The organism is Streptomyces albicerus (genome assembly GCF_008905045.1).
Taxonomy (GTDB): domain Bacteria; phylum Actinomycetota; class Actinomycetes; order Streptomycetales; family Streptomycetaceae; genus Streptomyces; species Streptomyces albicerus.
This window is the reverse complement of record NZ_VWMY01000012.1, coordinates 20,912-41,149: the sequence shown is the minus strand read 5'-3', so window position 1 is coordinate 41,149 and position 20,238 is coordinate 20,912. Positions and strand designations below refer to the sequence as shown.

Below are 20,238 nucleotides of genomic sequence, written 5' to 3'. Positions count from 1 at the left end.
GTGGTGGCCACGAAGCACGCGCCCCCCATGGCGCCTCCGAAGCCCACCTGGGACCCGCGGAGGCCGGAACCCCCGTTCCCTTGGCTGCGCCCGACCATCCGGATACGGCTCACGCTGCTGTACGGCGGGATGTTCCTGATCGCCGGCATCCTGCTGTTGTCGATCATCTATCTGCTGGCGGCACAGGCGCTGAACACGGGCAGCGATCCGCTGTTCAAGATCGCGGGCGGCACCGATATCAAGGTCACCAGCGAGAACTGCCCCGCGGTCAACTCCAACCAGACGCTCGGCGAGTTCAACGCGGCGATCAGCAACTGCATCGACTACCAGCGCCGGCACGCCCTTGACGACCTCCTCAGCCGCTCCCTCCTCGCCCTCCTCGGCCTCGCTGTGATCGCGTTCGCCTTCGGCTACGCGATGGCCGGCCGGGTGCTCTCGCCGCTCGGCCGGATCACCCGCACTGCGCGCGCGGTGGCCGGTTCGGACCTGTCGCGGCGGATCGAGCTGGACGGTCCGGACGACGAGCTCAAGGAGCTGGCGGACACCTTCGACGACATGCTGGAGCGGCTGCAGCGGGCCTTCACGGCCCAGCAGAGGTTCGTGGGGAACGCGTCGCACGAGCTGCGCACGCCTCTCGCGATCAACCGCACGCTCCTGGAGGTGCATCTCTCGGATCCAGGGGCACCCGTGGAGCTGCAGCAACTCGGCAAGACCCTGCTCGCCACGAACGAGCGCAGCGAGCAGCTCGTCGAGGGCCTGCTGCTGCTCGCCCGCAGCGACAACCAGATCGTCGAGCGCAAACCGGTCGACCTCGCCGAGGTCGCCTCGCAGGCCATCGACCAGGTACGCGGCGAGGCGGAGGCGAAGGGCGTGGAGATCCGTGGAGAGCAGTCCGCCGCGGTCGTCCAGGGCAACGGCGTCCTGCTGGAGCGCATCGCCCTGAACCTCGTACAGAACGCCGTGCGGTACAACGTGCCGGAGCACGGCTGGGTCGAGGTCACCACCGAGATTCAGCACGGCCAGGCGGTCTTCGTGGTGTCCAACACCGGGCCCGTGGTCCCCGCGTACGAGCTCGACAATATTTTCGAGCCGTTCCGGCGGCTGCGTACGGAGCGCACGGGAAGCGACAAGGGCGTTGGTCTGGGCCTGTCGATCGCGCGATCGGTGGCCCGTGCCCACGGCGGTCATATCGTCGCGGAACCGCGCGAGGGAGGTGGGCTGGTGATGCGAGTCACCCTGCCTGTCTGAGACCATGTCGCCCACACACGAGGATGTTCGCTTTGCGCGGAATTTTCTGGGCATGCACCTGGCGGTCTCGTGTGTGATCGATCACAAGGGCGAATTTCCGGCCATCTACTCTCCGTGATCAAGAAGGCTGTCGGAAAGCCGGGAAAATCCGGGTTTTCGGGGGTCGAGATCACGGGAAGTACACGGTGAGACGCCTTTGAAGTGCGGCATTCGGACCGTGTACGGTCCCGTTCGCCATCCAAGCCGATCACTCTTGAGGGGTCCGGTTGGGTGTCGATTGAGTAACAGACCTTGATGTGAGGCAAAATCTCCGCCTCGGGTCGGGCACAAGTCCGGCCTCTCACGCGTTACGTGCGCTGGAGACACCGCAGACACCCAGAGGGGGAGAGCGACATGGCAACGGATTACGACACCCCACGCAAGACCGACGACGACGTCGATTCGGACAGCCTTGAAGAACTGAAGGCTCGCCGGAACGACAAGTCGACTTCGGCGGTCGACGTGGACGAGTTCGAGGCCGCGGAAGGCCTGGAGCTGCCCGGCGCGGACCTCTCGAACGAGGAGTTGGCCGTCCGGGTCCTGCCGAAGCAGCAGGACGAGTTCACCTGCATGAGCTGCTTCCTGGTCCACCACCGCAGCCAGCTGGCCCGCGAGAAGAACGGCCAGCCGATCTGCCGCGACTGCGACTGAGGCAGGGTCGGCCGTGACTGGCTCGACCCCGCCCTGGAAGCGCCGCTTTCGTGACCAGGGAGCGGCCGGTCCGTCTCCGGACGGCATGCGTGACGACGAGCGGGGCCGCCCGGCCTCGCTCGAAGCAGTGGAAGCGACAGGCGCCTCGGGTGCCCTGGCGGTGCCGGATTCGAAGGCGCCTGTCGCCAAACGCAGAGCGGCCGCCGTCGGCCACGGGGTCAGGGAAGGTGTCCGCAAGGGCGGCAGCCGGGCCAGGGCGGGCCTGGCGTACCTCACCGACCGGATCATCGAGAACGCCCCGCGTATCCCCGTACGGGACCTCGCGACGCTCCGGAAGCAGTTCCCGGGCCTCGGTCCCGAGCAGCTCGCGGACAAACTCGTCGCGGGCGCCTGCAACGCGACGTCCACGGTGGGCGCGGGAGTCGGCGCCGCCGCGATGATGCCCGTACCGCCCGCGATGCCCACGGAGCTGGCCGCCGAGGTGACCGGCGTCGCCGCGATCGAGCTGAAGCTGATCGCCGAGCTGTACGAGGTCTACGGCCTGCGGCCGCCGGGCAATCTGAAGCAGCGCACCACCACGTATCTGAACTCGTGGTCGGAGGAGCGCGGCATCGACGTGACCAAGCCGTCGACGCTCAACGCGGCCCTCGGGGGCCAGATGAAGCGCGAGCTGCGCCAGCAGATCATGAAGCGCATGGTCAGAAACCTGCCGAACCTGATGCCGTTCATGGTCGGCGCCGCCGTCGGGGCGGTCATGAACCGCCGTGACACGAGAAAGCTCGCGGAGCGCATCCGCAAGGACCTCCGCAAGGCGCAGGTGCCGTGGGACGCGCTTCCCGCGCTGCCGCCCCTGGAGAAGCCCGCCGACCCACTGACCATGGGGGAGATCCGCAAGGAGCTCGGGCGCTGAGTCGAAGGCGGACCTACTCCGACGTCCGCGCCGCCTCCAGCGCCGCCGCCAGGCGCTCCGGCTCCCGGGTCGACAGGTACACGTACGGGGTCGGGTCCGACGGGTCCGTGATGTCCACCCGCAGAGCCGTGGGGACGTAGGCGCGCAGGAGCATGAAGGCGCGGGGATCGGCCTTGAATGTACGCCAGGCGCGCGCCTCTTCGGGGTCGAGGATGTGGGTCTCGCCCAGGGCGGAGACCGGGATCTTGGCGTCGCCCGCGATCAGGGAGCCGGCCACCACGCGGATCCGCGCGGAGCCGTACGAACTGGCCACCACCGCCGCGGCCGCCGTGCCGCCGACGAGGCCGCCCAGGAGGGGCAGCGTGCCGAACGGCAGCAGGATCAGGGCCATCGAGACGCCCACCAGGAGGCAGATGAGCCACCAGGAGCGGGGCGCGGTCAGACGTTCTTCGTACGGCGAGGCGGAGGGCTGCATACGGCCAAGCCTGCCACGGTGCGTGCGGTCCGCTGACGCGGAGGTAAGGTCTGCGCCTGTGAGTGGTACATCTTCAGCTCTGCGGCCCCCGGCCGACGCCGTGGCGCCGGTGCGGCACCCCGACGCGCCCGCCCCGGGCGAGCTGCTCGGCGCGCACTACGGCCAGTGCTTCGGCTGCGGTGGTGAGCAGCCGCACGGGCTGCACCTGGAGGCCCGCGCGGGTGAAGGCGTGAAGATCATCGCCGAGTTCACCGTGAAGCCCGCCCACCAGGGCGCTCCCGGCCTCGCGCACGGCGGAGTCCTCGCGAGCGCCCTCGACGAGACCCTCGGTTCGCTGAACTGGCTGCTGCGCACCATCGCCGTGACCGGACGGCTGGAGACCGACTTCGTACGGCCCGTACCCGTCGGTACGGTGCTGCATCTGGAGGCCGAGGTCACGGCGGTGGCCGGACGCAAGATCTACTCGTCCGCCACGGGACGGATCGGCAGCCCCGACGGGCCCGTCGCCGTCCGCGCGAACGCCCTCTTCCTCGAGGTGAAGGTCGACCACTTCATCGACAACGGCCGCCCGGAGGAGATCCGGGCCGCCATGGACGACCCGGACCAGGTCCGCCGTGCCCGTGCCTTCGAGGTGAACCCGTGACCCCGCCCCCGACTCCCGTGGGCGTGCTGATCAAGCGCGTCGACCCGGATGTACCGCTGCCGGAATACGCGCACCCCGGCGACGCCGGCGCGGACCTCCGGACGACGGAGAGCCGCGTACTCGAGCCGGGCGAACGTGCCGTGCTGCCCACGGGAGTGTGCATCGCGCTCCCCGAGGGGTACGCGGCCTTCGTGCACCCGCGTTCCGGGCTCGCCGCCCGCTGCGGTGTCGCTCTCGTGAATGCCCCGGGGACGGTGGATGCCGGGTACCGTGGGGAGATCAAGGTGATCGTGGTGAATCTCGACCCGCGCGAGTCCGTGCGGTTCGAGCGCTTCGACCGGATTGCCCAACTGGTCGTCCAGCAGGTCGAGAAGGTGCGCTTCCAGGAGGTGGCGGAGCTTCCCGACTCGGCGCGGGCCGCAGGGGGCTTCGGGTCCACCGGCGGGCATGCCGCTGTGGGCGGCACAGCGGGTGGGAATCGATACGCTTCGGTCGTATCCGACCGGGAAGGACAGTGACGTGTTCGGACGTCGCAAGAAGGGCAGTGCCGCCGAGGACGCGGCGGGCGAGGCCGAGCAGGTCGTCGACAGTGTCGACACTGAGGCGGACGAGGCGGAGCGCGTGCGGCTCGAGCCGGAGCCGCGCCCCGACGGCCCCTGGGACAGCTCCGAGGTACGCGATCCGGCCGAGGGCCGGGTCGACCTGGGCGGTCTCTTCGTGCCCGGGGTCGACGGCATGGAGCTTCGTGTGGAGGTCGCGGGCGACGCCATCGTCGCGGCGACCGTGGTGCTGAAGGACAGCGCCGTGCAGCTGCAGGCCTTCGCCGCCCCCAAGCGCGAGGGCATCTGGGGCGAGGTGCGCGAGGAGATCGCCACCGGCATCACCCAGCAGGGCGGTGTCATCGACGAGGTCGAGGGCCCGCTGGGCTGGGAGCTGCGCGCTCAGGTACCGGTGCAGCTGCCGGACGGGACGGGCGGCTTCCAGGTCGTCCGGTTCGTCGGCGTGGACGGCCCCCGCTGGTTCCTGCGCGGAGTGATCTCCGGCCAGGGCGCGGTGCAGCCGCAGGCCGCCGGTCTGCTGGAGCAGATCTTCCGGGACACCGTGGTGGTCCGCGGCGAGGGTCCGATGGCCCCGCGCGACCCGATCGTCCTGAAGCTGCCGGACGACGCGCAGATGGTCGCCGAGAACGTCCAGCAGGAGGAGCAGGCCGGTTCCCGCTTCTCCGGCGGCATGGGGCAGTTGCAGCGCGGACCGGAGATCACCGAGGTCCGGTAGGCGCGTACACGGAAGTGCGCGATGGGCCGCACTCCCCTCGGGGGAGTGCGGCCCATCGCCGTTCCCGGCGGCGCGGATCAGCCGGCGTCCGGGATCCACGAGCCGTGGATCATCGCCGGTACGCGGCGCGGCAGACGGACCGTGGCGACCGGTGGGACGGACAGGTCGGAGGCGTCCAGGACGAGCAGCCGGGAGGCGTCGGCGTTCAGGTCGCTGACGACGGTCAGCAGATAGCCGGCGTCCTCGTCGGTGGCGTCGGCCGCCGGTACGAACACGGCCTCGCTGGGCAGTTGGCCGTTGCCCACCGGCAGCAGCCGGCGCGTGCCGTTCCGGCGGTCGTACTTGACCAGCGTGTGGTTGCCGATGCCCAGGTCGTCCGGGAACGAGAGCGCGTACTGGTAGCGGTGCTCGCGGCCCGTGAACGCGTCGTTGATGGTGGGGAACTCGACCGTGAGGTCGTCGATCTGCTCCTCCTTCACCCGGCCCGCCGCGAGGTCGACCGTCCAGCGCCTCGTCCGGGACCCGGAGTTGGGCTCCGCCCCGCGGTCCGGGGCGCCGACCCACCAGTTCCAGGAGCGTTGCCAGCCCGTACGGCCCACCGTCGGGCCCTCGACGACGATCCGGCCGTACGCGTCCTCGTAGGCGTTGGCGAAGTGCATCCCGTACCCCTGGTCGATCTCGAACCAGCGGATGCGGGCCGCGCCGCCGGTGCCGCGCGGCATGATCCCGATACGGGACTGCTGGGCGTCGCTCCAGCCGTACGGGATGCCCGAGTGGTCGGTCGGGTCGAAGGTGACCGAGCCCTCCAGGAACACGACGTGGTTCTCGGTGATGGCGAAGTCGTGCTTCAGCGCGGCGCTCGCGCCCGGGACCTCCTGGCTGTCGAGGACCTTGCCGTCCGGTGAGGCCACGTGGTGGATGAGGAAGGGCGGGAACGGGGACGAGGCGAAGAAGTGCAGCTCGCCGGTGGTCGGGTCCTCCTTGGGGTGCGCGGTCATCGCCGAGGTCAGCTTGCCGCCGAAGTCGTACGCGCCCACGGTCTCCAGGTCGGCCGTCAGCTCGAACGGGAGGTTCGCCTCGCACAGCGCGAGGAGGCGTCCGGCGTGCTCGATGACGTGCGTACCGGCGGTGCTGGCCGTCAGATCGGGGCCCCTGTCGGTCATGTAGGGGGCGCCTTCGAGCGCTGGGGTGTGCACCCAGCGGTTGCGGTACCACTCCGCGCGCCCCTCGCGCAGCCGGACGCCGTGCACCATGCCGCTGCCCTTGAACCAGTGAGTCGGGGTGATGCCGGGCTTCGGGTTGTGGCTGTTGCGGATCAGCCGGCCGGTCAGCTCGGGCGGCAGGCTCCCCTCGACGGTGAGTTCGGTGGCGGTGATCTCGTCGGTGACGGGGGTGTAGTGGCCGGTCATATAGGGCTTGTCGATACTCATGACGGGTGACCTCTCTGGTGGTTCGTCGTGGGGTCTCGCTCAGGGGGCAGGAAGGGGCGCGTCTCACCGGCGTACGTGGACACCTCACGTGCCGTATGGCGTCACCCGCGGCGCTCGGCCTCGGACTTCAGCAGTCCGAGCCAGCTCTCCAGGGACTGCCGGAGCGCCTGCCGCAGCTCCTCGGGGCGCTCCTCGACCGGCGCCCCGGCCCAGGACTCCTCGGTACGGACCGTCACGGCCCCGTCGCCGGTCTCCTCGAAGGTCCAGACGTGGACGCCGTCGATGCCGTGCGCCGGGCCGCCCCACACGATCCGCTCGCCGGGCACGACCTGGCTGACCGTGGAGGTGATGTCGAGGCCGTGGGTGAGCCACCGGAAGGAGGCGCCGGGGGCGAGAGGGCCGGTGAAGTCGACGGACTCGATGTCCGTGTTCCAGTCGGCCCAGGAGCCGATGTCGGTGTGCAGGGCCCATACGGTCGCGAGCGGGGCGTCGACGACGGTCGAGAGGCGTACGACGACGGGGGCGTCTTCGTCGACGGTGTGGAGGGGCGTGTTCATGGCGTTCATGACGGGATCTCCTTCAGTGGACTTCGGTGGACTGGGTGGATGTTCAGCGGGTCTTCAGTGAGTCGGAGTGGGGACCTGGGCCTGCTCGGTGAGTGGCGGTGCCGGGACGCGGCGGGCCAGGAGGGGAGTCAGTGCGGCGCCGGCGGCGAGTACGGCCGCCGAGACGAGGAAGGCCAGCCGGTAGCCCTCGGTGAGCGCCTCAGCAGGGGAGTGGTGGTGCGCGGCGGCCGCCGTACGGGACGCGGCGAGTGTGCCGAGCACGGCCAGGCCCACGGCTCCGCCGATCTGCCGGGTGGTGTTGACCAGACCGCTGGCCAGTCCCGTGTCGGCGGGCCGGACGCCTGTCACGGCGGCCCCTGTGAGCTGGACGAACGCAGTGCCGAGGCCGAGGCCGATCACGAGGATCGGGCCGAGTACGTCGGTCAGGAAGGTGCCGTCGGCCGTGATCCGGGACAGCCACAGCAGTCCGGCGGCCTGGGTCAGCAGGCCTGTGGCGAGGGTGACGTGCGGGCCGAGACGGCGGGAGAGCCGCGGGGCCAGTGAGGAGCCGAGCATGTTGGCTGCGGCGAGAGGGAGTTGGGAGAGTCCTGCCTCCAACGGGCCTGCGCCGAGTACCTGTTGCTGATAGAGCGGCAGGAAGAAGAAGAGGCCGACCCAGACGGAGCCCAGCAGCGTCATCACGAGATTGGCGGGGGCGACCAGGCCCTCCGACCACAGCCGGGGCGGCAGCAGCGGGGCGGTGTGCCGCCGCTCGACCAGGAGGAACAGCGCGAGCAGCACGGCGGCGGTGCCCAGGGCGCCGAGGACCCACGGGTCGGTCCAGCCGGAGCGTCCGGCGGACGTGAGGCCGTACACGAGGGCGACCAGTCCGGCCGTGACGGTGAGCGTGCCGAGCAGGTCGAGCCGCCGGGGGGCTCCCTCGTCGGGCGGTGCGGCGGGGACCAGCGCCACGGTGCCGACGAGCACCAGCGCCGCGCCGAGTCCGGAGACGTGGAAGATCCACGGCCAGCCCAGGCCCTCGGTGAGCACCCCGCCGAGCAGGACTCCGGCCGCTCCGCCGGCGCCGGACACCGCGCCCCAGACTCCAAGTGCCTTGGCACGCCCCGGTCCTGGCGGGAACAGCCGCATCACCAGCGAGAGCGCGGCGGGTGCCACGGCGGCGGCTCCGACGCCCTGCGCGGTGCGGGCGGTGATCAGCGTCCAGGGGCTGGTGGCGAGACCCGCGGCGACCGAGGCCGCGGCGAACAGCGCGAGGCCCGCGAGGAGTACGCGGCGCCGTCCGACCAGGTCGGCGGCCCGTCCGCCGAGCAGGAGCAGCGCTCCGAAGGCGAGCCCGTAGGAGTTCACGACCCAGGACATGCCGGTGTCGGACAGCCCGGCACCGTCGCGGACCGCGGGCAGGGCGACGTTGACGATGGACGTGCTGAGCGCGACCGCGAACTGCGCGGCGGCGAGGACTGCGAGCGCGGCGCCGTGGCGGACCGCGGTTGCTCCCTCTCGCGTGCTGAACATCGGGTTCCTTTCCCTGCACCGGCATGACGTGCATGAGCGGCCGAATGAGTGGTCAACCACTCACTCTTCAGGTCGAAAAAGACGGCGGGACTGTGGGGCTGCGAAAAACGGTCCCTCGTCCCGCCGCGGCGGGCTCGTCAGTAGTGCCGGATGCCCGCCGTGAGCGTGCGCGTCCAGGGCGCGTCCACTTCCTGCGCCTCCATCGACACCACCAGATGACAGAGCATGCCGACGGCGAAGAACTCCTGGACCTGGCGGTCGTCACCCCCCGAGGCTCCGCGGACGTACTCCACCGTGCGGGCGTATCCCGCTCGTACGGCGTCCCGGATCGCGGGGACCGAGACCGCGGCAGCCTGGGCGTGCAACTGTACGAGCAGTAGGTCGTTGTCGCTGATCAGGTGGGCGTAGGCGTCACCCATGGAGGAAAGCACCGCCTCCGGAGAGCTGCCCTTCGCCTCGGCCGCGCCCGCTTCCAGGCTCTCCCGCACCTTGACGAAGCAGTGCTCGACGACCGCGGCGAACAGGGACTCCTTGTTCGGGAAGAGCCGGTAGACGTACGCCTGGGAGATGCCGGCGGCCTTCGCCACCTCCGTGGTCGTCGTGCCGAAGTAGCCACGCGAGGCGAAGGCGCCGATGGCCGTGCGGAGCACCGTTTCGCGGCGTTCCTCGGCGGTGGACAGGTGGCGGCGTCGTTCGGTCTGCATGTGAGTACTTAACCACTCACGCTTTTCTGTCGTCAAGAGCCATCAAGAGCGGAGGGCTTGTTGGGCTGAACGAGTGAAGAAATGCCTGAGCCGGAACTTGTCGGCGGCTACGCTGCGTCACCCAGGGGAGAGGTGACGCTGAACCGTCAACTCGCCTGTACCGCACACGACTTACCGACTCAGCGACCTACACGGGGGACCCGGAATGAGCACGATCTGGATCGAGAAAGCGCAGCGGCTGGGCGACGGGAGCATCGGAGGCGCGATGGACCATCCGTCGGCCCCGGCCCGCGTCGTCTGGCACACCACGGAGAGCGGCACCGGCGACGACGCGTTCCGTGCCGTTGCGGCGCACCTGATCCGCGTTTCCGCCGAGCCGCACCTGCTGTACGACCCGACCACCGACCGGCTGGGCCAGTTCGGTCCGCTGGACAAGAGCGCCCGCGCACTCAAGAACGACGGGTCGACGAGGACCAACCGCGTCGGAAAGGCCTGCATCCAGATCGAGGTGCTCGGGCGGGCGGCCAAGCCGTTCACCGCCACCTGGAAGCCGGGGCCGAACTTCAAGGTCATGATGGCCGCGATCCGCTCCTGGAAGATCCCGGACGCCTTCCCCGCGGGCCGCCTCGCGACCTCGGCCGCCGACGCGACCAACCGCCCCCGCACGGTGTGGATGACCAAGGGCGGCCACTACGGCCACGCGAACATCCCCGGCAACGACCACTGGGACCCGGGCAACATCGACAAGTCCGCCCTCTTCGAGGCGGCCCCGGCCGGGAAGCCGGCGCCCGGCACCGGCACCAAGCCGCCCAAGCGGGTCGTCGACCTCAGCAACCTCGTCGCGGCCGCGCGTCGCGACCCCGGCCTGCCCCAGGGCGGCACGACCCACAAGGCCGACGTCCTGGTCGTCGAAAAGGCCCTCGTCGCCGAGGGGTTGCTGCCCGCCCAGTGGGCCGACGGCTCCTTCGGCACCAGGACCGTCGAGGCGTACGCGGCCCTCCAGCGCCGGTACGGCTTCAGCGGGGCCGACGCCAACGGCATCCCGGGCCAGACCACCCTGAGCAAGCTCGGCAAGGAGCACGGCTTCACGGTCAAGGCCTGACTGAGCGGGCAGGCCGGTCAGACTGGGCAGGCCTGACCGGGGTCGAGCCGGTAACCGGCTCTTATCCGAGCTGAACCGTTGCCCGTCCGGGCGTCAGTTGGTGATACTGGCGCCCGGCCTACGGGGGAGGGGCATGAGCCAGGTCGCCACGGAAACCATGGTGCGCGTCGAGAACGTCCACCGCTCGTACGGGAGCGGAGCCACCGCCGTACACGCCCTGCGCGGGGTCTCCTTCGACGTCCCGCGCGGTGAACTCGTTGCCCTCAAGGGGCGTTCGGGTTCCGGCAAGACGACGCTGCTCAACCTGGTCGGGGGGCTCGACGAGCCGGACGAGGGGCGGATCACCGTCGACGGGCTCGACCTCTCCGGGCTCGGGGAGAACGGGCTGCTGGAACTGCGCAGGGATCGTATCGGCTTCGTCTTCCAGTCCTTCGGGCTCATCCCGATCCTGACGGCCGCCGAGAACGTGGGCGTGCCGATGCGGCTGCGCAGGGCCGACCCGCGCGAGCGCGAGGAGCGCGTCGAACTGCTGCTCTCACTCGTCGGGCTCGCCGATCACGCGGCACAGCGGCCCGGAGAGCTGTCGGGCGGGCAGCAGCAGCGCGTGGCCATCGCCCGCGCCCTCGCGAACGACCCCGCGCTCCTCATCGCCGACGAGCCCACCGGCCAGCTCGACGCCGAGACCGGTCTCGCGGTGATGGAGCTCCTGCGGGCGGTCGTCCGCAGCGAGCGGGTCACCGCGCTCGTCGCCACCCACGACGCGGCTCTCCTGGACCTGGCCGACCGGGTCCTGGAGCTGAGCGACGGCGAGATCGTGGAGCACTGAAGCCCGAGTTCGTGGACCACTCAAGCCCGAGTTCGTGGAGCACTGAAGCCCGGAGGGGCCTGCGAGCCAGCGCCGGTTCGCGTACGCCGGGCGCCTCAGGGCCGGCCCCGGCGCATCAGAGTTCCGTCAAAGACGCCCGTACGCCCGCCCCTCACCCCATTTGTCAGGATTGTTGGCCGTAAGGTCGACGCAGCGTACGCAGTGCGTTTGGGAAGACAATGAGGCCATGGGACGCGGCAAGCTTCGGATCTACCTCGGTGCGGCACCGGGCGTCGGCAAGACGTACGCGATGCTGTCCGAGGCGCATCGCCGTGTCGAGCGGGGCACCGACTGCGTCGTGGCCTTCGTCGAGCACCACAACCGGTCGCGTACGGAAGTGATGCTGCACGGGCTGGAGCAGATTCCCCGCAAGGAGCTGGAGTACCGCGGCGGCGTCTTCACCGAGATGGATGTCGACGCCGTCCTGGAGCGGGCTCCGGCCGTCGCGCTGGTGGACGAACTGGCCCACACGAATGTCCCCGGCTCGCGGAACACCAAGCGCTGGCAGGACGTCGAGGAGCTGCTCGCCGCCGGGATCGACGTCGTCTCGACGGTGAACATCCAGCACCTGGAGTCGCTCGGTGACGTCGTCGAGTCGATAACCGGCGTGCGGCAGCGCGAGACCGTGCCGGACGAGGTGGTGCGGCGGGCCGACCAGATCGAGCTGGTCGACATGTCGCCCCAGGGGCTGCGCCGCCGGATGGCGCACGGCAACATCTACAAGCCCGACAAGGTCGACGCGGCCCTCTCCAACTACTTCCGGCCCGGCAACCTCACCGCCCTGCGCGAGCTGGCCCTGCTCTGGGTGGCCGACCGGGTCGACGAGTACCTCCAGCAGTACCGGGGCGAGCACGGCATCCGCTCCACCTGGCAGGCCCGCGAACGCATCGTGGTGGGGCTGACGGGCGGTCCCGAGGGCCGGACGCTGATCCGCCGGGCCGCCCGGCTCGCCGAGAAGGGCGCGGGCGGTGAGGTACTTGCGGTCTACATCGCGCGCAGCGACGGGCTGACCTCCGCATCGCCGAAGGAACTGGCTGTCCAGCGAACCCTGGTCGAAGACCTCGGCGGAACGTTCCACCACGTCATCGGGGACGACATCCCGTCCGCGCTGCTGGAGTTCGCACGCGGCGTCAACGCCTCCCAGATCGTGCTGGGGTCCTCGCGGCGCAAGGCCTGGCAGTACGTGTTCGGCCCCGGCGTCGGCGCCACGGTCGCCCGGGAGTCGGGGCCCGACCTGGATGTGCACATCGTCACGCACGACGAGGCGGGCAAGGGGCGCGGACTTCCCGTGGCGCGGGGTGCCCGGCTCGGCCGGTCCCGGATCATCGCCGGCTGGCTGGTCGGTGTCGTCGGGCCCGCGCTCCTCGCGCTGCTGCTCACCCACAGCGACGCGGACCTCGGCCTCGCCAACGACATGCTGCTCTTCCTGACGCTGATCGTGGCGGCCGCCCTGCTCGGCGGACTGCTCCCGGCCCTCACCTCGGCGGCCTTCGGCTCGCTGCTGCTGAACTACTTCTTCACCGAGCCGTTGCATCGGCTGACCATCGCCGATCCCAGGAACATCGTCGCGATCGTCATCTTCGTGGCTGTCGCGGTGGCGGTCGCCTCGGTCGTCGACCTGGCGGCCCGCCGCACCCACCAGGCGGCCCGGCTGCGCGCCGAATCGGAGATCCTCTCCTTCCTGGCGGGCAGTGTGCTGCGCGGCGAGACCAGCCTGGACGCCCTCCTGGAGCGGGTCCGCGAGACCTTCGGCATGGAGTCGGTGGCCCTGCTGGAGCGGGAGAGCGACGTCGACCCGTGGACCTGCGCGGGCAGCGTGGGCCCGCACCCGCCGACGCTCCCCGAGGACGCGGACGTCGACATGCCGGTCGGCGACCACACCGCCCTCGCCCTCTCCGGCCGGGTGCTGCCCGCCGAGGACCGCCGGGTGCTCGCCGCCTTCGCCGCCCAGGCCGTCGTCGTCCTGGACCGCAAACGGCTCCAGGAGGAGGCCGAGCAGGCCCGTGCGCTCGCCGAGGGCAACCGCATCCGTACGGCCCTGCTCGCCGCCGTCAGCCACGACCTGCGCACGCCGCTCGCCACCATCAAGGCCGCCGTGTCGTCCCTCAGGTCCGACGACGTGGCCTGGTCGGAGGAGGACGAGGCCGAGCTCCTGGAGGCCATCGAGGCGGGTGCGGACCGGCTCGACCAGCTGGTGGGCAATCTGCTCGACATGTCCCGCCTGCAGACCGGCACGGTCACGCCGCTGATCCGGGAGATCGACCTGGACGAGGTGGTGCCGATGGCGCTGGGCGGCGTGCCGGAGGACAGCGTGGAACTGGAGATCCCCGAGACCTTGCCGATGGCCGCCGTCGACCCCGGGCTGCTGGAGCGGTCGGTCGCCAACATCGTGGAGAACGCCGTCAAGTACAGCCCCGCCGGCGCGCGGGTGCTGGTCGCCGCCAGCGCCATGGCCGACCGGGTGGAGGTGCGGGTGGTGGACCGCGGCCCAGGCGTCCCGGACGAGGCCAAGGACCGCATCTTCGCGCCCTTCCAGCGCTACGGCGACGCGCCGCGCGGCGCCGGCGTCGGGCTCGGCCTGGCGGTCGCCCGCGGCTTCGCCGAGGCCATGGGCGGCACCCTCAACGCCGAGGACACCCCCGGCGGCGGCCTCACCATGGTCCTCACCCTCAGGGCGGGCCCGGCCCACCCGAGAGCACTCGTGGAAGTCGCAGAACTCGTACAACCGGAAAGGCAGGCTTCATGACCCGCGTCCTCGTGGTCGACGACGAGCCGCAGATCACCCGAGCCCTCGTGATCAACCTCAAGGCACGCAAGTACGAGGTCGACGCGGCCGCCGACGGCGCCACCGCGCTCCAGCTCGCGGCCGCTCGCCACCCCGACGTGATCGTGCTGGACCTGGGCCTGCCCGACATGGACGGCGTCGAGGTGATCAGGGGGCTGCGCGGCTGGACGCGCGTGCCGATCCTGGTGCTGTCCGCCCGGCACTCCTCCGACGAGAAGGTCGAGGCCCTCGACGCGGGCGCCGACGACTATGTGACCAAGCCCTTCGGCATGGACGAACTGCTCGCCCGTCTGCGGGCCGCCGTCCGCCGGGCCGAGCCCACCGGGGCCGGCGAGGACGACGTGATCGTGGAGACCGAGGACTTCACGGTCGACCTGGCCGCCAAGAAGGTCAACCGGGACGGGCGAGACGTGCGTCTCACGCCGACCGAGTGGCACCTCCTGGAGGTACTGGTGCGCAACACGGGCCGCCTGGTCGGCCAGAGACAGCTGCTCCAGGAGGTCTGGGGCCCCTCCTACGGCACCGAGACGAACTATCTGCGGGTCTACATGGCCCAGCTGCGCCGCAAGCTGGAGGTCGACCCCTCGCATCCCCGGCACTTCATCACGGAGCCGGGGATGGGGTACCGGTTCGAGAAGTGAGCCGATGTGAGAAGCGGCCTGTTCGAGAACTGACCTGTTCGAGAGATGGCCGGTTCGAGTGTCGGCTCACCGGAAAGCGTGTTCGAATGGCGGGTCGTGGGGGTACGTAGCTTTCAGCGCCCCCCGGTACGCTTCAGATATGAGTGCTGTTCCTCGTTCCGAAAAGCCGGCGGGCCGGTTCCGGCGCATGATCGACCGGCTCTCCTCGTCGCAGGAGGACCTGGAGTCGGAGGAGCTGCGCGAGGACGCCGAGACCGCCGGCTGTACGCGTATCGGTGACTGCCACGACCGACAGGTGGTCACCGTTACTGGTACCTTGCGCACGGTCACCCTGCGCCCGAGGGCCGGTGTCCCGGCCCTGGAGGCCGAGCTGTTCGACGGTTCGGCCGCCCTGGACGTGGTGTGGCTCGGCAGGCGCTCCATAGTGGGGATAGAACCGGGGCGCAAGCTGATCGCATCGGGCCGGATCTCGATGAGCCGGGGCCGCCGGGTGCTGTTCAATCCCAAATACGAACTCAGACCCCTCGGACGGGAGTAGCCGGTGACGTCGCTCGACAAGCCGACCGAAGACGCCCAGCACGATTCGCGGGCGGTGACCGAGGCCGCGCTCTTCGAGGCGTTCGGTGGTCTGCGCGGCATGATCGAGACGGTCCTGCCCGGCCTGCTCTTCGTCACGATCTACACGATCAACAAGGATCTGCACTCGGCGGCCATCGCGGCCCTCGGTGTCTCCATCCTGCTCGTCGTGGTCCGCCTGGTCATGAAGGACACCGTCAAGCACGCCTTCAGCGGTGTCTTCGGTGTCGCCTTCGGCGTGGTCTTCGCGATGATGACGGGCAACGCGAAGGACTTCTATCTGCCGGGCATGCTCTACACGCTCGGTCTCGCCCTCGCCTACATCATCACGACGCTTGCGGGAGTGCCGCTGATCGGGCTCATTCTCGGCCCGGTCTTCAAGGAGAACCTCTCCTGGCGTACGCGTAACCCCGGCCGTAAGACGGCTTACTCGAAGGCCAGTTGGGCCTGGGGACTCATCCTGCTCGCCAAGTGCGCGATTCTCTTTCCGCTGTACTGGTGGGCGGACACGACTCAACTCGGCTGGGTCCTGGTCGCGTTGAAGATTCCGCCGTTCCTGCTGGCGGTGTGGCTGACCTGGGTGTTCCTGGCGAAGGCTCCGCCGCCGATCGACGTCTTCGCCGAGATGGAGGCGGAGGAGCGCGCGGAGAAGGAGCGGCAGGCCGCGCAGCGGGCCGGCGTCACCGAGGAGTGATCGCCCCCGCCGCCCCTACCCGCCCCATCCCTGGTGGCTGCCGCCCCCAGACCCCCGCTTCGGCCTGAACGGCCTCGTCCTCAAACGCCGGACGGGCTGGGTGGGTCTGGGCTGGCGTGGATGGGTGGGATGACCCGGGTGGGGAAACGGCCTGAACGGCCCCGTCCTCAAGCGTCGGACACGCCAAAAATGGGGCGCCCCGAGATCTCGGGGCGCCCCATCCTCGTATCTCCGGGGACGGTCAGCCCACCGCGTCCTCGCGGCGTACCGACAGCAGGTCTTCCAGTTGTTCCTCGCGGGCCTGGGCCGCCACGAACAGCAGCTCGTCGCCTGCTTCCAGGGAGTCCTCCCGGGAGGGGGTGAGGACGCGGGTGCCGCGGATGATGGTGACGAGGGAGGTGTCCTCGGGCCATTCCACGTCGCCGACCCGGGTGCCGGCGAGGGCGGACTCCGGGGGCAGGGTCAGCTCGACGAGGTTGGCGTCGCCGTGGCTGAAGCGGAGCAGACGGACGAGGTCGCCGACGCTCACCGCCTCCTCGACCAGGGCCGACATCAGACGCGGGGTGGAGACGGCGACGTCGACGCCCCAGGCCTCGTTGAACAGCCACTCGTTCTTGGGGTTGTTGACGCGGGCGACGACCCGCGGGACCCCATACTCGGTCTTCGCGAGCAGCGAGACGACCAGGTTCACCTTGTCGTCGCCCGTCGCGGCGATCACGACGTTGCAGCGCTGCAGGGCCGCTTCGTCCAACGAAGTGATCTCGCAGGCGTCGGCGAGCAGCCACTCCGCCTGCGGGACGCGCTCGACCGAGATGGCGGTCGGCGCCTTGTCGATCAGCAGGACCTCGTGCCCGTTCTCCAGGAGCTCGCCCGCGATCGAGCGGCCCACCGCACCGGCACCGGCAATGGCGACCCTCATCAGTGACCGCCTTCCTCTTCAGGGCCCTCGGCGAACGACGCCTCGACCTTCTCGACGTCGTCCGTGCGCATCATCACGTGCACCAGATCGCCCTCCTGCAGCACCGTCTGCGAGGAGGGCAGCATCGCCTCGCCCAGCCGGGTGAGGAAGGCGACGCGCACCCCGGTCTCCTCCTGGAGCCGGCTGATCCGCTGGCCCACCCACTCCGTCGACGTGTGCACCTCGGCGAGCTGCACACCGCCGGTGGGGTCGCGCCACAGCGGTTCGGAGCCCGAGGGCAGCAGCCGACGCAGCATCTGGTCGGCGGTCCAGCGGACGGTGGCGACGGTCGGGATGCCGAGGCGCTGGTAGACCTCGGCGCGGCGCGGGTCGTAGATACGCGCCGCCACGTTCTCGATGCCGAACATCTCGCGGGCCACCCGGGCGGCGATGATGTTCGAGTTGTCACCACTGGAGACGGCGGCGAAGGCGCCGGCCTCCTCGATGCCCGCCTCGCGCAGGGTGTCCTGGTCGAAGCCGACTCCGGTGACTCGACGGCCGCCGAACCCGGAGCCCAGACGTCGGAAGGCGGTGGGGTCCTGGTCGATCACGGCGACCGTGTGCCCCTGTTGCTCCAGGGTCTGGGCAAGAGCGGAACCCACTCTTCCGCAGCCCATGATGACGATGTGCACGACCGTCCTTCCGATGTTAAAAGTTGCTGCTCAGGCTGACACGCGGAAACAGCGTCTCAGACCGACGCCCAAGCTACACACGCGCGGTCCGCCCGTGGCACCCCCGTGCACGTTCGTCCACGGGTTCCCGGCGATCAGCGGCGGCTGATGCTGCGGACACTGACGAGGGTGAGGATTCCGAGGCCGACGAGTCCGGCGGCGGCGCCGATGAGTTCCGCGGTGGCGTGCATGGGACCTCCAGGAAGTGGCAAAGGGGGGCAAAGTTTTGGCTTTTTTCATATAGGCATGCCGATCCGCCCGGCGATGGAATCCGCAACCGGGCCCGTCCCTGATTTCACTCGGAGGGCAGATGGCGGACTGAGGTCCCCACCTTGAGCGTCGCCGAGGGCGGGGGAGGGTGGGCGAGGGCCTGTTCGACGGCTTACGATCCTCTGCGTGTCCAAACTGACCGACGTGCCCAAACGGATTCTGATCGGGCGCGCACTGCGCAGTGACCGGCTCGGAGAGACACTCCTGCCGAAGCGCATCGCACTCCCCGTCTTCGCTTCCGACCCGCTCTCCTCCGTGGCGTACGCACCTGGAGAAGTGCTCCTGGTCCTCTCCATCGCGGGCGTGTCGGCCTACCACTTCAGCCCCTGGATCGCCGTCGCGGTCGTCGTGCTGATGTTCACCGTCGTGGCCTCGTACCGGCAGAACGTGCACGCGTACCCCAGCGGCGGCGGCGACTACGAGGTGGCCAACACCAACCTCGGCCCCAAGGCCGGCCTCACCGTCGCCAGCGCGCTGCTCGTCGACTACGTCCTCACCGTCGCGGTGTCGATCTCCTCCGGCATCGAGAACCTCGGTTCCGCGATCCCCTTCGTGGTCGAGAACAAGGTGCCCTGCGCGATCGCCGTCATCGTGCTGCTCACGCTGATGAACCTGCGCGGAGTCAAGGAGTCCGGCAGGCTCTTCGCCATCCCGACGTACGTCTTCGTCACGGGCGTCTTCGCCATGATCGCCTGGGGTGCCTTCCGTGGCCTGTTCCTCGGGGACACCATGAAGGCGCCGACTGCCGACTTCGAGATCAAGGCCGAACACCAGGGGCTCGCGGGCTTCGCCCTCGTCTTCCTGCTGCTGCGCGCCTTCTCCTCCGGCTGTGCCGCGCTCACCGGCGTCGAGGCGATCAGCAACGGCGTCCCGGCCTTCCGCAAGCCCAAGTCCAAGAACGCGGCCACCACGCTCGCGATGATGGGTCTGCTCGCCGTCACCATGTTCTGCGGCATCATCGGCCTGGCCATGGCGACGAACGTGCGCATGGCCGAGAACCCGGCGCACGACCTGCTCCGGGACGGCGTCGTGGTCGGCGCCGACTACGTCCAGAACCCGGTGATCTCGCAGGTCGCCGAGGCCGTGTTCGGCGACGGCAGCTTCATGTTCATCCTGCTCGCCGCGGCCACCGCGCTCGTGCTCTTCCTGGCCGCGAACACCGCGTACAACGGTTTCCCGCTGCTGGGCTCGATCCTCGCGCAGGACCGCTATCTGCCGCGCCAGCTGCACACCCGCGGCGACCGTCTCGCCTTCTCGAACGGCATCGTGCTGCTCGCGCTCGCGGCCGTGCTGCTCGTCTGGGTCTACGGGGCCGACTCGACCAAGCTGATCCAGCTCTACATCGTCGGCGTGTTCGTGTCCTTCACGCTCAGCCAGACCGGCATGGTCCGGCACTGGAACCGGCATCTGCGTACGGAGAAGGACCAGGCGAAGCGCCGCCACATGATCCGCTCCCGGGCGATCAACACCTTCGGCGCCTTCTTCACCGGGCTCGTGCTGGTCGTCGTCCTCGTCACCAAGTTCACGCACGGCGCCTGGGTCGCGCTGCTCGGCATGGTCATCTTCTACGCGACGATGTCCGCGATCCGTAAGCACTACGACCGGGTGGCCGAGGAGCTCACCGCGCCCGAGGGCCCGTCCGACGACAGCGTGCGCCCCTCCCGTGTCCACTCCGTCGTCCTGATCTCGAAGATCCACCGGCCGACGCTGCGGGCGCTGGCGTACGCCAAGCTCATGCGCTCGAACACGCTGGAAGCGCTCAGTGTCAACGTGGACCCGGCCGAGACCAAGGCGCTGAAGGAGGAGTGGGAGCGCCGCGGTATCGACGTACCGCTGAAGGTCCTCGACTCGCCGTACCGGGAGATCACGCGGCCCATCATCGAGTACGTGAAGGGGCTGCGCCGCGAGTCCCCGCGCGACGCGGTGTCGGTGATCATCCCCGAGTACGTGGTCGGCCACTGGTACGAGCATCTGCTGCACAACCAGAGCGCGCTGCGGCTCAAGGGGCGGCTGCTGTTCACGCCGGGCGTGATGGTGACCTCCGTGCCGTATCAGCTGGAGTCCTCCGAGCTGGCCAAGAAGCGGGCCCGCAAGCGGCAGGACTGGAACGCGCCGGGTTCCGTGCGGCGTGGTCCCGCGGAGCAGCGGTCGAAGGAGTCGTCGGCTCCGAAGAACTGAAGGGCCCTCCGGGTTCGAGTGCCGGCGGGCTCGTGGTGAGCGGTC

At 70.0% G+C, this 20,238-nt stretch carries 20 protein-coding genes; 13 read left to right on the top strand and 7 right to left on the bottom strand.

Annotated elements, in window-relative coordinates; translation table 11 throughout:
- Nucleotides 1-3 precede the first annotated feature (3 nt).
- The 3 genes from GAS53_RS12180 (at nucleotide 4) to GAS53_RS12170 (ending at nucleotide 2,848) form a co-directional block, all read left to right on the top strand.
- The gene (locus GAS53_RS12180; RefSeq protein ID WP_151477534.1) at nucleotides 4-1,248 is read left to right on the top strand and encodes a sensor histidine kinase; all 1,245 of its coding nucleotides are present in this window, start codon (nucleotides 4-6) and stop codon (nucleotides 1,246-1,248) included.
- A gap of 393 nt (nucleotides 1,249-1,641) precedes the next feature.
- On the top strand, nucleotides 1,642-1,938 hold the full coding sequence (locus GAS53_RS12175) for a DUF4193 domain-containing protein (protein ID WP_005481602.1): 297 nt from the start codon (nucleotides 1,642-1,644) through the stop codon (nucleotides 1,936-1,938).
- A gap of 13 nt (nucleotides 1,939-1,951) precedes the next feature.
- Nucleotides 1,952-2,848 (top strand): hypothetical protein, encoded by an 897-nt coding sequence (locus tag GAS53_RS12170; RefSeq protein ID WP_151477533.1) that lies wholly within the window; start codon nucleotides 1,952-1,954, stop codon nucleotides 2,846-2,848.
- A gap of 13 nt (nucleotides 2,849-2,861) precedes the next feature.
- Here GAS53_RS12170 and GAS53_RS12165 read toward each other — a convergent pair whose 3' ends face one another.
- A complete protein-coding gene (locus GAS53_RS12165) occupies nucleotides 2,862-3,323 on the bottom strand; it encodes a DUF3093 domain-containing protein (protein WP_151477532.1) in 462 nt (153 codons plus the stop codon).
- Nucleotides 3,324-3,381: 58 nt separating this feature from the next.
- Between GAS53_RS12165 and GAS53_RS12160 the strand changes: the two genes are divergently transcribed.
- From GAS53_RS12160 to GAS53_RS12150, 3 genes are read left to right on the top strand one after another with little or no spacing between them, the layout of a single operon-like run.
- Nucleotides 3,382-3,966, top strand: coding sequence for a PaaI family thioesterase (locus GAS53_RS12160; protein WP_151477531.1), 585 nt, complete (start codon nucleotides 3,382-3,384; stop codon nucleotides 3,964-3,966).
- Nucleotides 3,963-4,484 (top strand): dUTP diphosphatase, encoded by a 522-nt coding sequence (gene dut / locus GAS53_RS12155; protein WP_151477530.1) that lies wholly within the window; start codon nucleotides 3,963-3,965, stop codon nucleotides 4,482-4,484. The genes GAS53_RS12160 and dut overlap by 4 nt, the downstream gene beginning before the upstream one ends.
- A 1-nt stretch (nucleotide 4,485) precedes the next feature.
- Complete coding sequence (locus GAS53_RS12150) at nucleotides 4,486-5,241, top strand: DUF3710 domain-containing protein (RefSeq protein WP_151477529.1); 756 nt, start codon at nucleotides 4,486-4,488, stop codon at nucleotides 5,239-5,241.
- A gap of 77 nt (nucleotides 5,242-5,318) precedes the next feature.
- On the opposite strand, the gene GAS53_RS12145 is transcribed toward GAS53_RS12150, so the two are convergent.
- From GAS53_RS12145 to GAS53_RS12130, 4 genes are all read right to left on the bottom strand, one after another.
- The gene (locus GAS53_RS12145; protein ID WP_151477528.1) at nucleotides 5,319-6,671 is read right to left on the bottom strand and encodes a carotenoid oxygenase family protein; all 1,353 of its coding nucleotides are present in this window, start codon (nucleotides 6,669-6,671) and stop codon (nucleotides 5,319-5,321) included.
- A 101-nt stretch (nucleotides 6,672-6,772) separates the two neighbouring features.
- Nucleotides 6,773-7,237 (bottom strand): SRPBCC family protein, encoded by a 465-nt coding sequence (locus GAS53_RS12140; RefSeq protein ID WP_225858878.1) that lies wholly within the window; start codon nucleotides 7,235-7,237, stop codon nucleotides 6,773-6,775.
- Between the two features lie 54 nt (nucleotides 7,238-7,291).
- Nucleotides 7,292-8,749 (bottom strand): DHA2 family efflux MFS transporter permease subunit, encoded by a 1,458-nt coding sequence (locus GAS53_RS12135; RefSeq protein WP_151477527.1) that lies wholly within the window; start codon nucleotides 8,747-8,749, stop codon nucleotides 7,292-7,294.
- A gap of 137 nt (nucleotides 8,750-8,886) precedes the next feature.
- Nucleotides 8,887-9,453 carry a TetR/AcrR family transcriptional regulator gene (locus GAS53_RS12130; protein WP_151477526.1) on the bottom strand — a complete coding sequence of 189 codons (567 nt, stop codon included), beginning with the start codon at nucleotides 9,451-9,453 and terminating at the stop codon, nucleotides 8,887-8,889.
- A 205-nt stretch (nucleotides 9,454-9,658) separates the two neighbouring features.
- Between GAS53_RS12130 and GAS53_RS12125 the strand changes: the two genes are divergently transcribed.
- From GAS53_RS12125 to GAS53_RS12100, 6 genes are all read left to right on the top strand, one after another.
- A complete protein-coding gene (locus GAS53_RS12125) occupies nucleotides 9,659-10,555 on the top strand; it encodes a peptidoglycan-binding domain-containing protein (protein ID WP_151477525.1) in 897 nt (298 codons plus the stop codon).
- Nucleotides 10,556-10,688: 133 nt separating this feature from the next.
- A complete protein-coding gene (locus tag GAS53_RS12120) occupies nucleotides 10,689-11,381 on the top strand; it encodes an ABC transporter ATP-binding protein (protein WP_151477524.1) in 693 nt (230 codons plus the stop codon).
- Nucleotides 11,382-11,607: 226 nt separating this feature from the next.
- On the top strand, nucleotides 11,608-14,166 hold the full coding sequence (locus tag GAS53_RS12115; RefSeq protein ID WP_151477523.1) for a DUF4118 domain-containing protein: 2,559 nt from the start codon (nucleotides 11,608-11,610) through the stop codon (nucleotides 14,164-14,166).
- The gene (locus GAS53_RS12110; RefSeq protein ID WP_151477522.1) at nucleotides 14,163-14,846 is read left to right on the top strand and encodes a response regulator; all 684 of its coding nucleotides are present in this window, start codon (nucleotides 14,163-14,165) and stop codon (nucleotides 14,844-14,846) included. Before GAS53_RS12115 ends, GAS53_RS12110 begins: the two co-directional genes overlap by 4 nt.
- A gap of 139 nt (nucleotides 14,847-14,985) precedes the next feature.
- Nucleotides 14,986-15,384 (top strand): OB-fold nucleic acid binding domain-containing protein, encoded by a 399-nt coding sequence (locus GAS53_RS12105; RefSeq protein WP_151477521.1) that lies wholly within the window; start codon nucleotides 14,986-14,988, stop codon nucleotides 15,382-15,384.
- Between the two features lie 3 nt (nucleotides 15,385-15,387).
- Nucleotides 15,388-16,116, top strand: a complete 729-nt coding sequence (locus GAS53_RS12100; RefSeq protein ID WP_151477520.1) for a DUF3159 domain-containing protein — start codon at nucleotides 15,388-15,390, stop codon at nucleotides 16,114-16,116.
- Between the two features lie 241 nt (nucleotides 16,117-16,357).
- On the opposite strand, the gene GAS53_RS12095 is transcribed toward GAS53_RS12100, so the two are convergent.
- Both GAS53_RS12095 and GAS53_RS12090 read right to left on the bottom strand, forming a co-directional pair.
- Nucleotides 16,358-17,035 carry a potassium channel family protein gene (locus GAS53_RS12095; protein ID WP_151477519.1) on the bottom strand — a complete coding sequence of 226 codons (678 nt, stop codon included), beginning with the start codon at nucleotides 17,033-17,035 and terminating at the stop codon, nucleotides 16,358-16,360.
- Complete coding sequence (locus GAS53_RS12090; protein ID WP_151477518.1) at nucleotides 17,035-17,706, bottom strand: potassium channel family protein; 672 nt, start codon at nucleotides 17,704-17,706, stop codon at nucleotides 17,035-17,037. The genes GAS53_RS12095 and GAS53_RS12090 overlap by 1 nt, the downstream gene beginning before the upstream one ends.
- A 435-nt stretch (nucleotides 17,707-18,141) precedes the next feature.
- Between GAS53_RS12090 and GAS53_RS12085 the strand changes: the two genes are divergently transcribed.
- Complete coding sequence (locus GAS53_RS12085) at nucleotides 18,142-20,193, top strand: APC family permease (RefSeq protein ID WP_151477517.1); 2,052 nt, start codon at nucleotides 18,142-18,144, stop codon at nucleotides 20,191-20,193.
- Nucleotides 20,194-20,238 lie beyond the last annotated feature (45 nt).

Coding starts and splice junctions, on each gene's coding strand:
- GAS53_RS12110 (WP_151477522.1), top strand. CDS start 14,163: ATGACCCGCGTCCTCGTGGTCGACGACGAGCCGCAGATCACCCGAGCC.
- GAS53_RS12165 (WP_151477532.1), bottom strand. CDS start 3,323: ATGCAGCCCTCCGCCTCGCCGTACGAAGAACGTCTGACCGCGCCCCGC.
- GAS53_RS12095 (WP_151477519.1), bottom strand. CDS start 17,035: ATGAGGGTCGCCATTGCCGGTGCCGGTGCGGTGGGCCGCTCGATCGCG.
- GAS53_RS12145 (WP_151477528.1), bottom strand. CDS start 6,671: ATGAGTATCGACAAGCCCTATATGACCGGCCACTACACCCCCGTCACC.
- GAS53_RS12120 (WP_151477524.1), top strand. CDS start 10,689: ATGAGCCAGGTCGCCACGGAAACCATGGTGCGCGTCGAGAACGTCCAC.
- GAS53_RS12125 (WP_151477525.1), top strand. CDS start 9,659: ATGAGCACGATCTGGATCGAGAAAGCGCAGCGGCTGGGCGACGGGAGC.
- GAS53_RS12130 (WP_151477526.1), bottom strand. CDS start 9,453: ATGCAGACCGAACGACGCCGCCACCTGTCCACCGCCGAGGAACGCCGC.
- GAS53_RS12140 (WP_225858878.1), bottom strand. CDS start 7,237: ATGAACGCCATGAACACGCCCCTCCACACCGTCGACGAAGACGCCCCC.
- GAS53_RS12115 (WP_151477523.1), top strand. CDS start 11,608: ATGGGACGCGGCAAGCTTCGGATCTACCTCGGTGCGGCACCGGGCGTC.
- GAS53_RS12135 (WP_151477527.1), bottom strand. CDS start 8,749: ATGTTCAGCACGCGAGAGGGAGCAACCGCGGTCCGCCACGGCGCCGCG.
- GAS53_RS12175 (WP_005481602.1), top strand. CDS start 1,642: ATGGCAACGGATTACGACACCCCACGCAAGACCGACGACGACGTCGAT.
- GAS53_RS12105 (WP_151477521.1), top strand. CDS start 14,986: ATGAGTGCTGTTCCTCGTTCCGAAAAGCCGGCGGGCCGGTTCCGGCGC.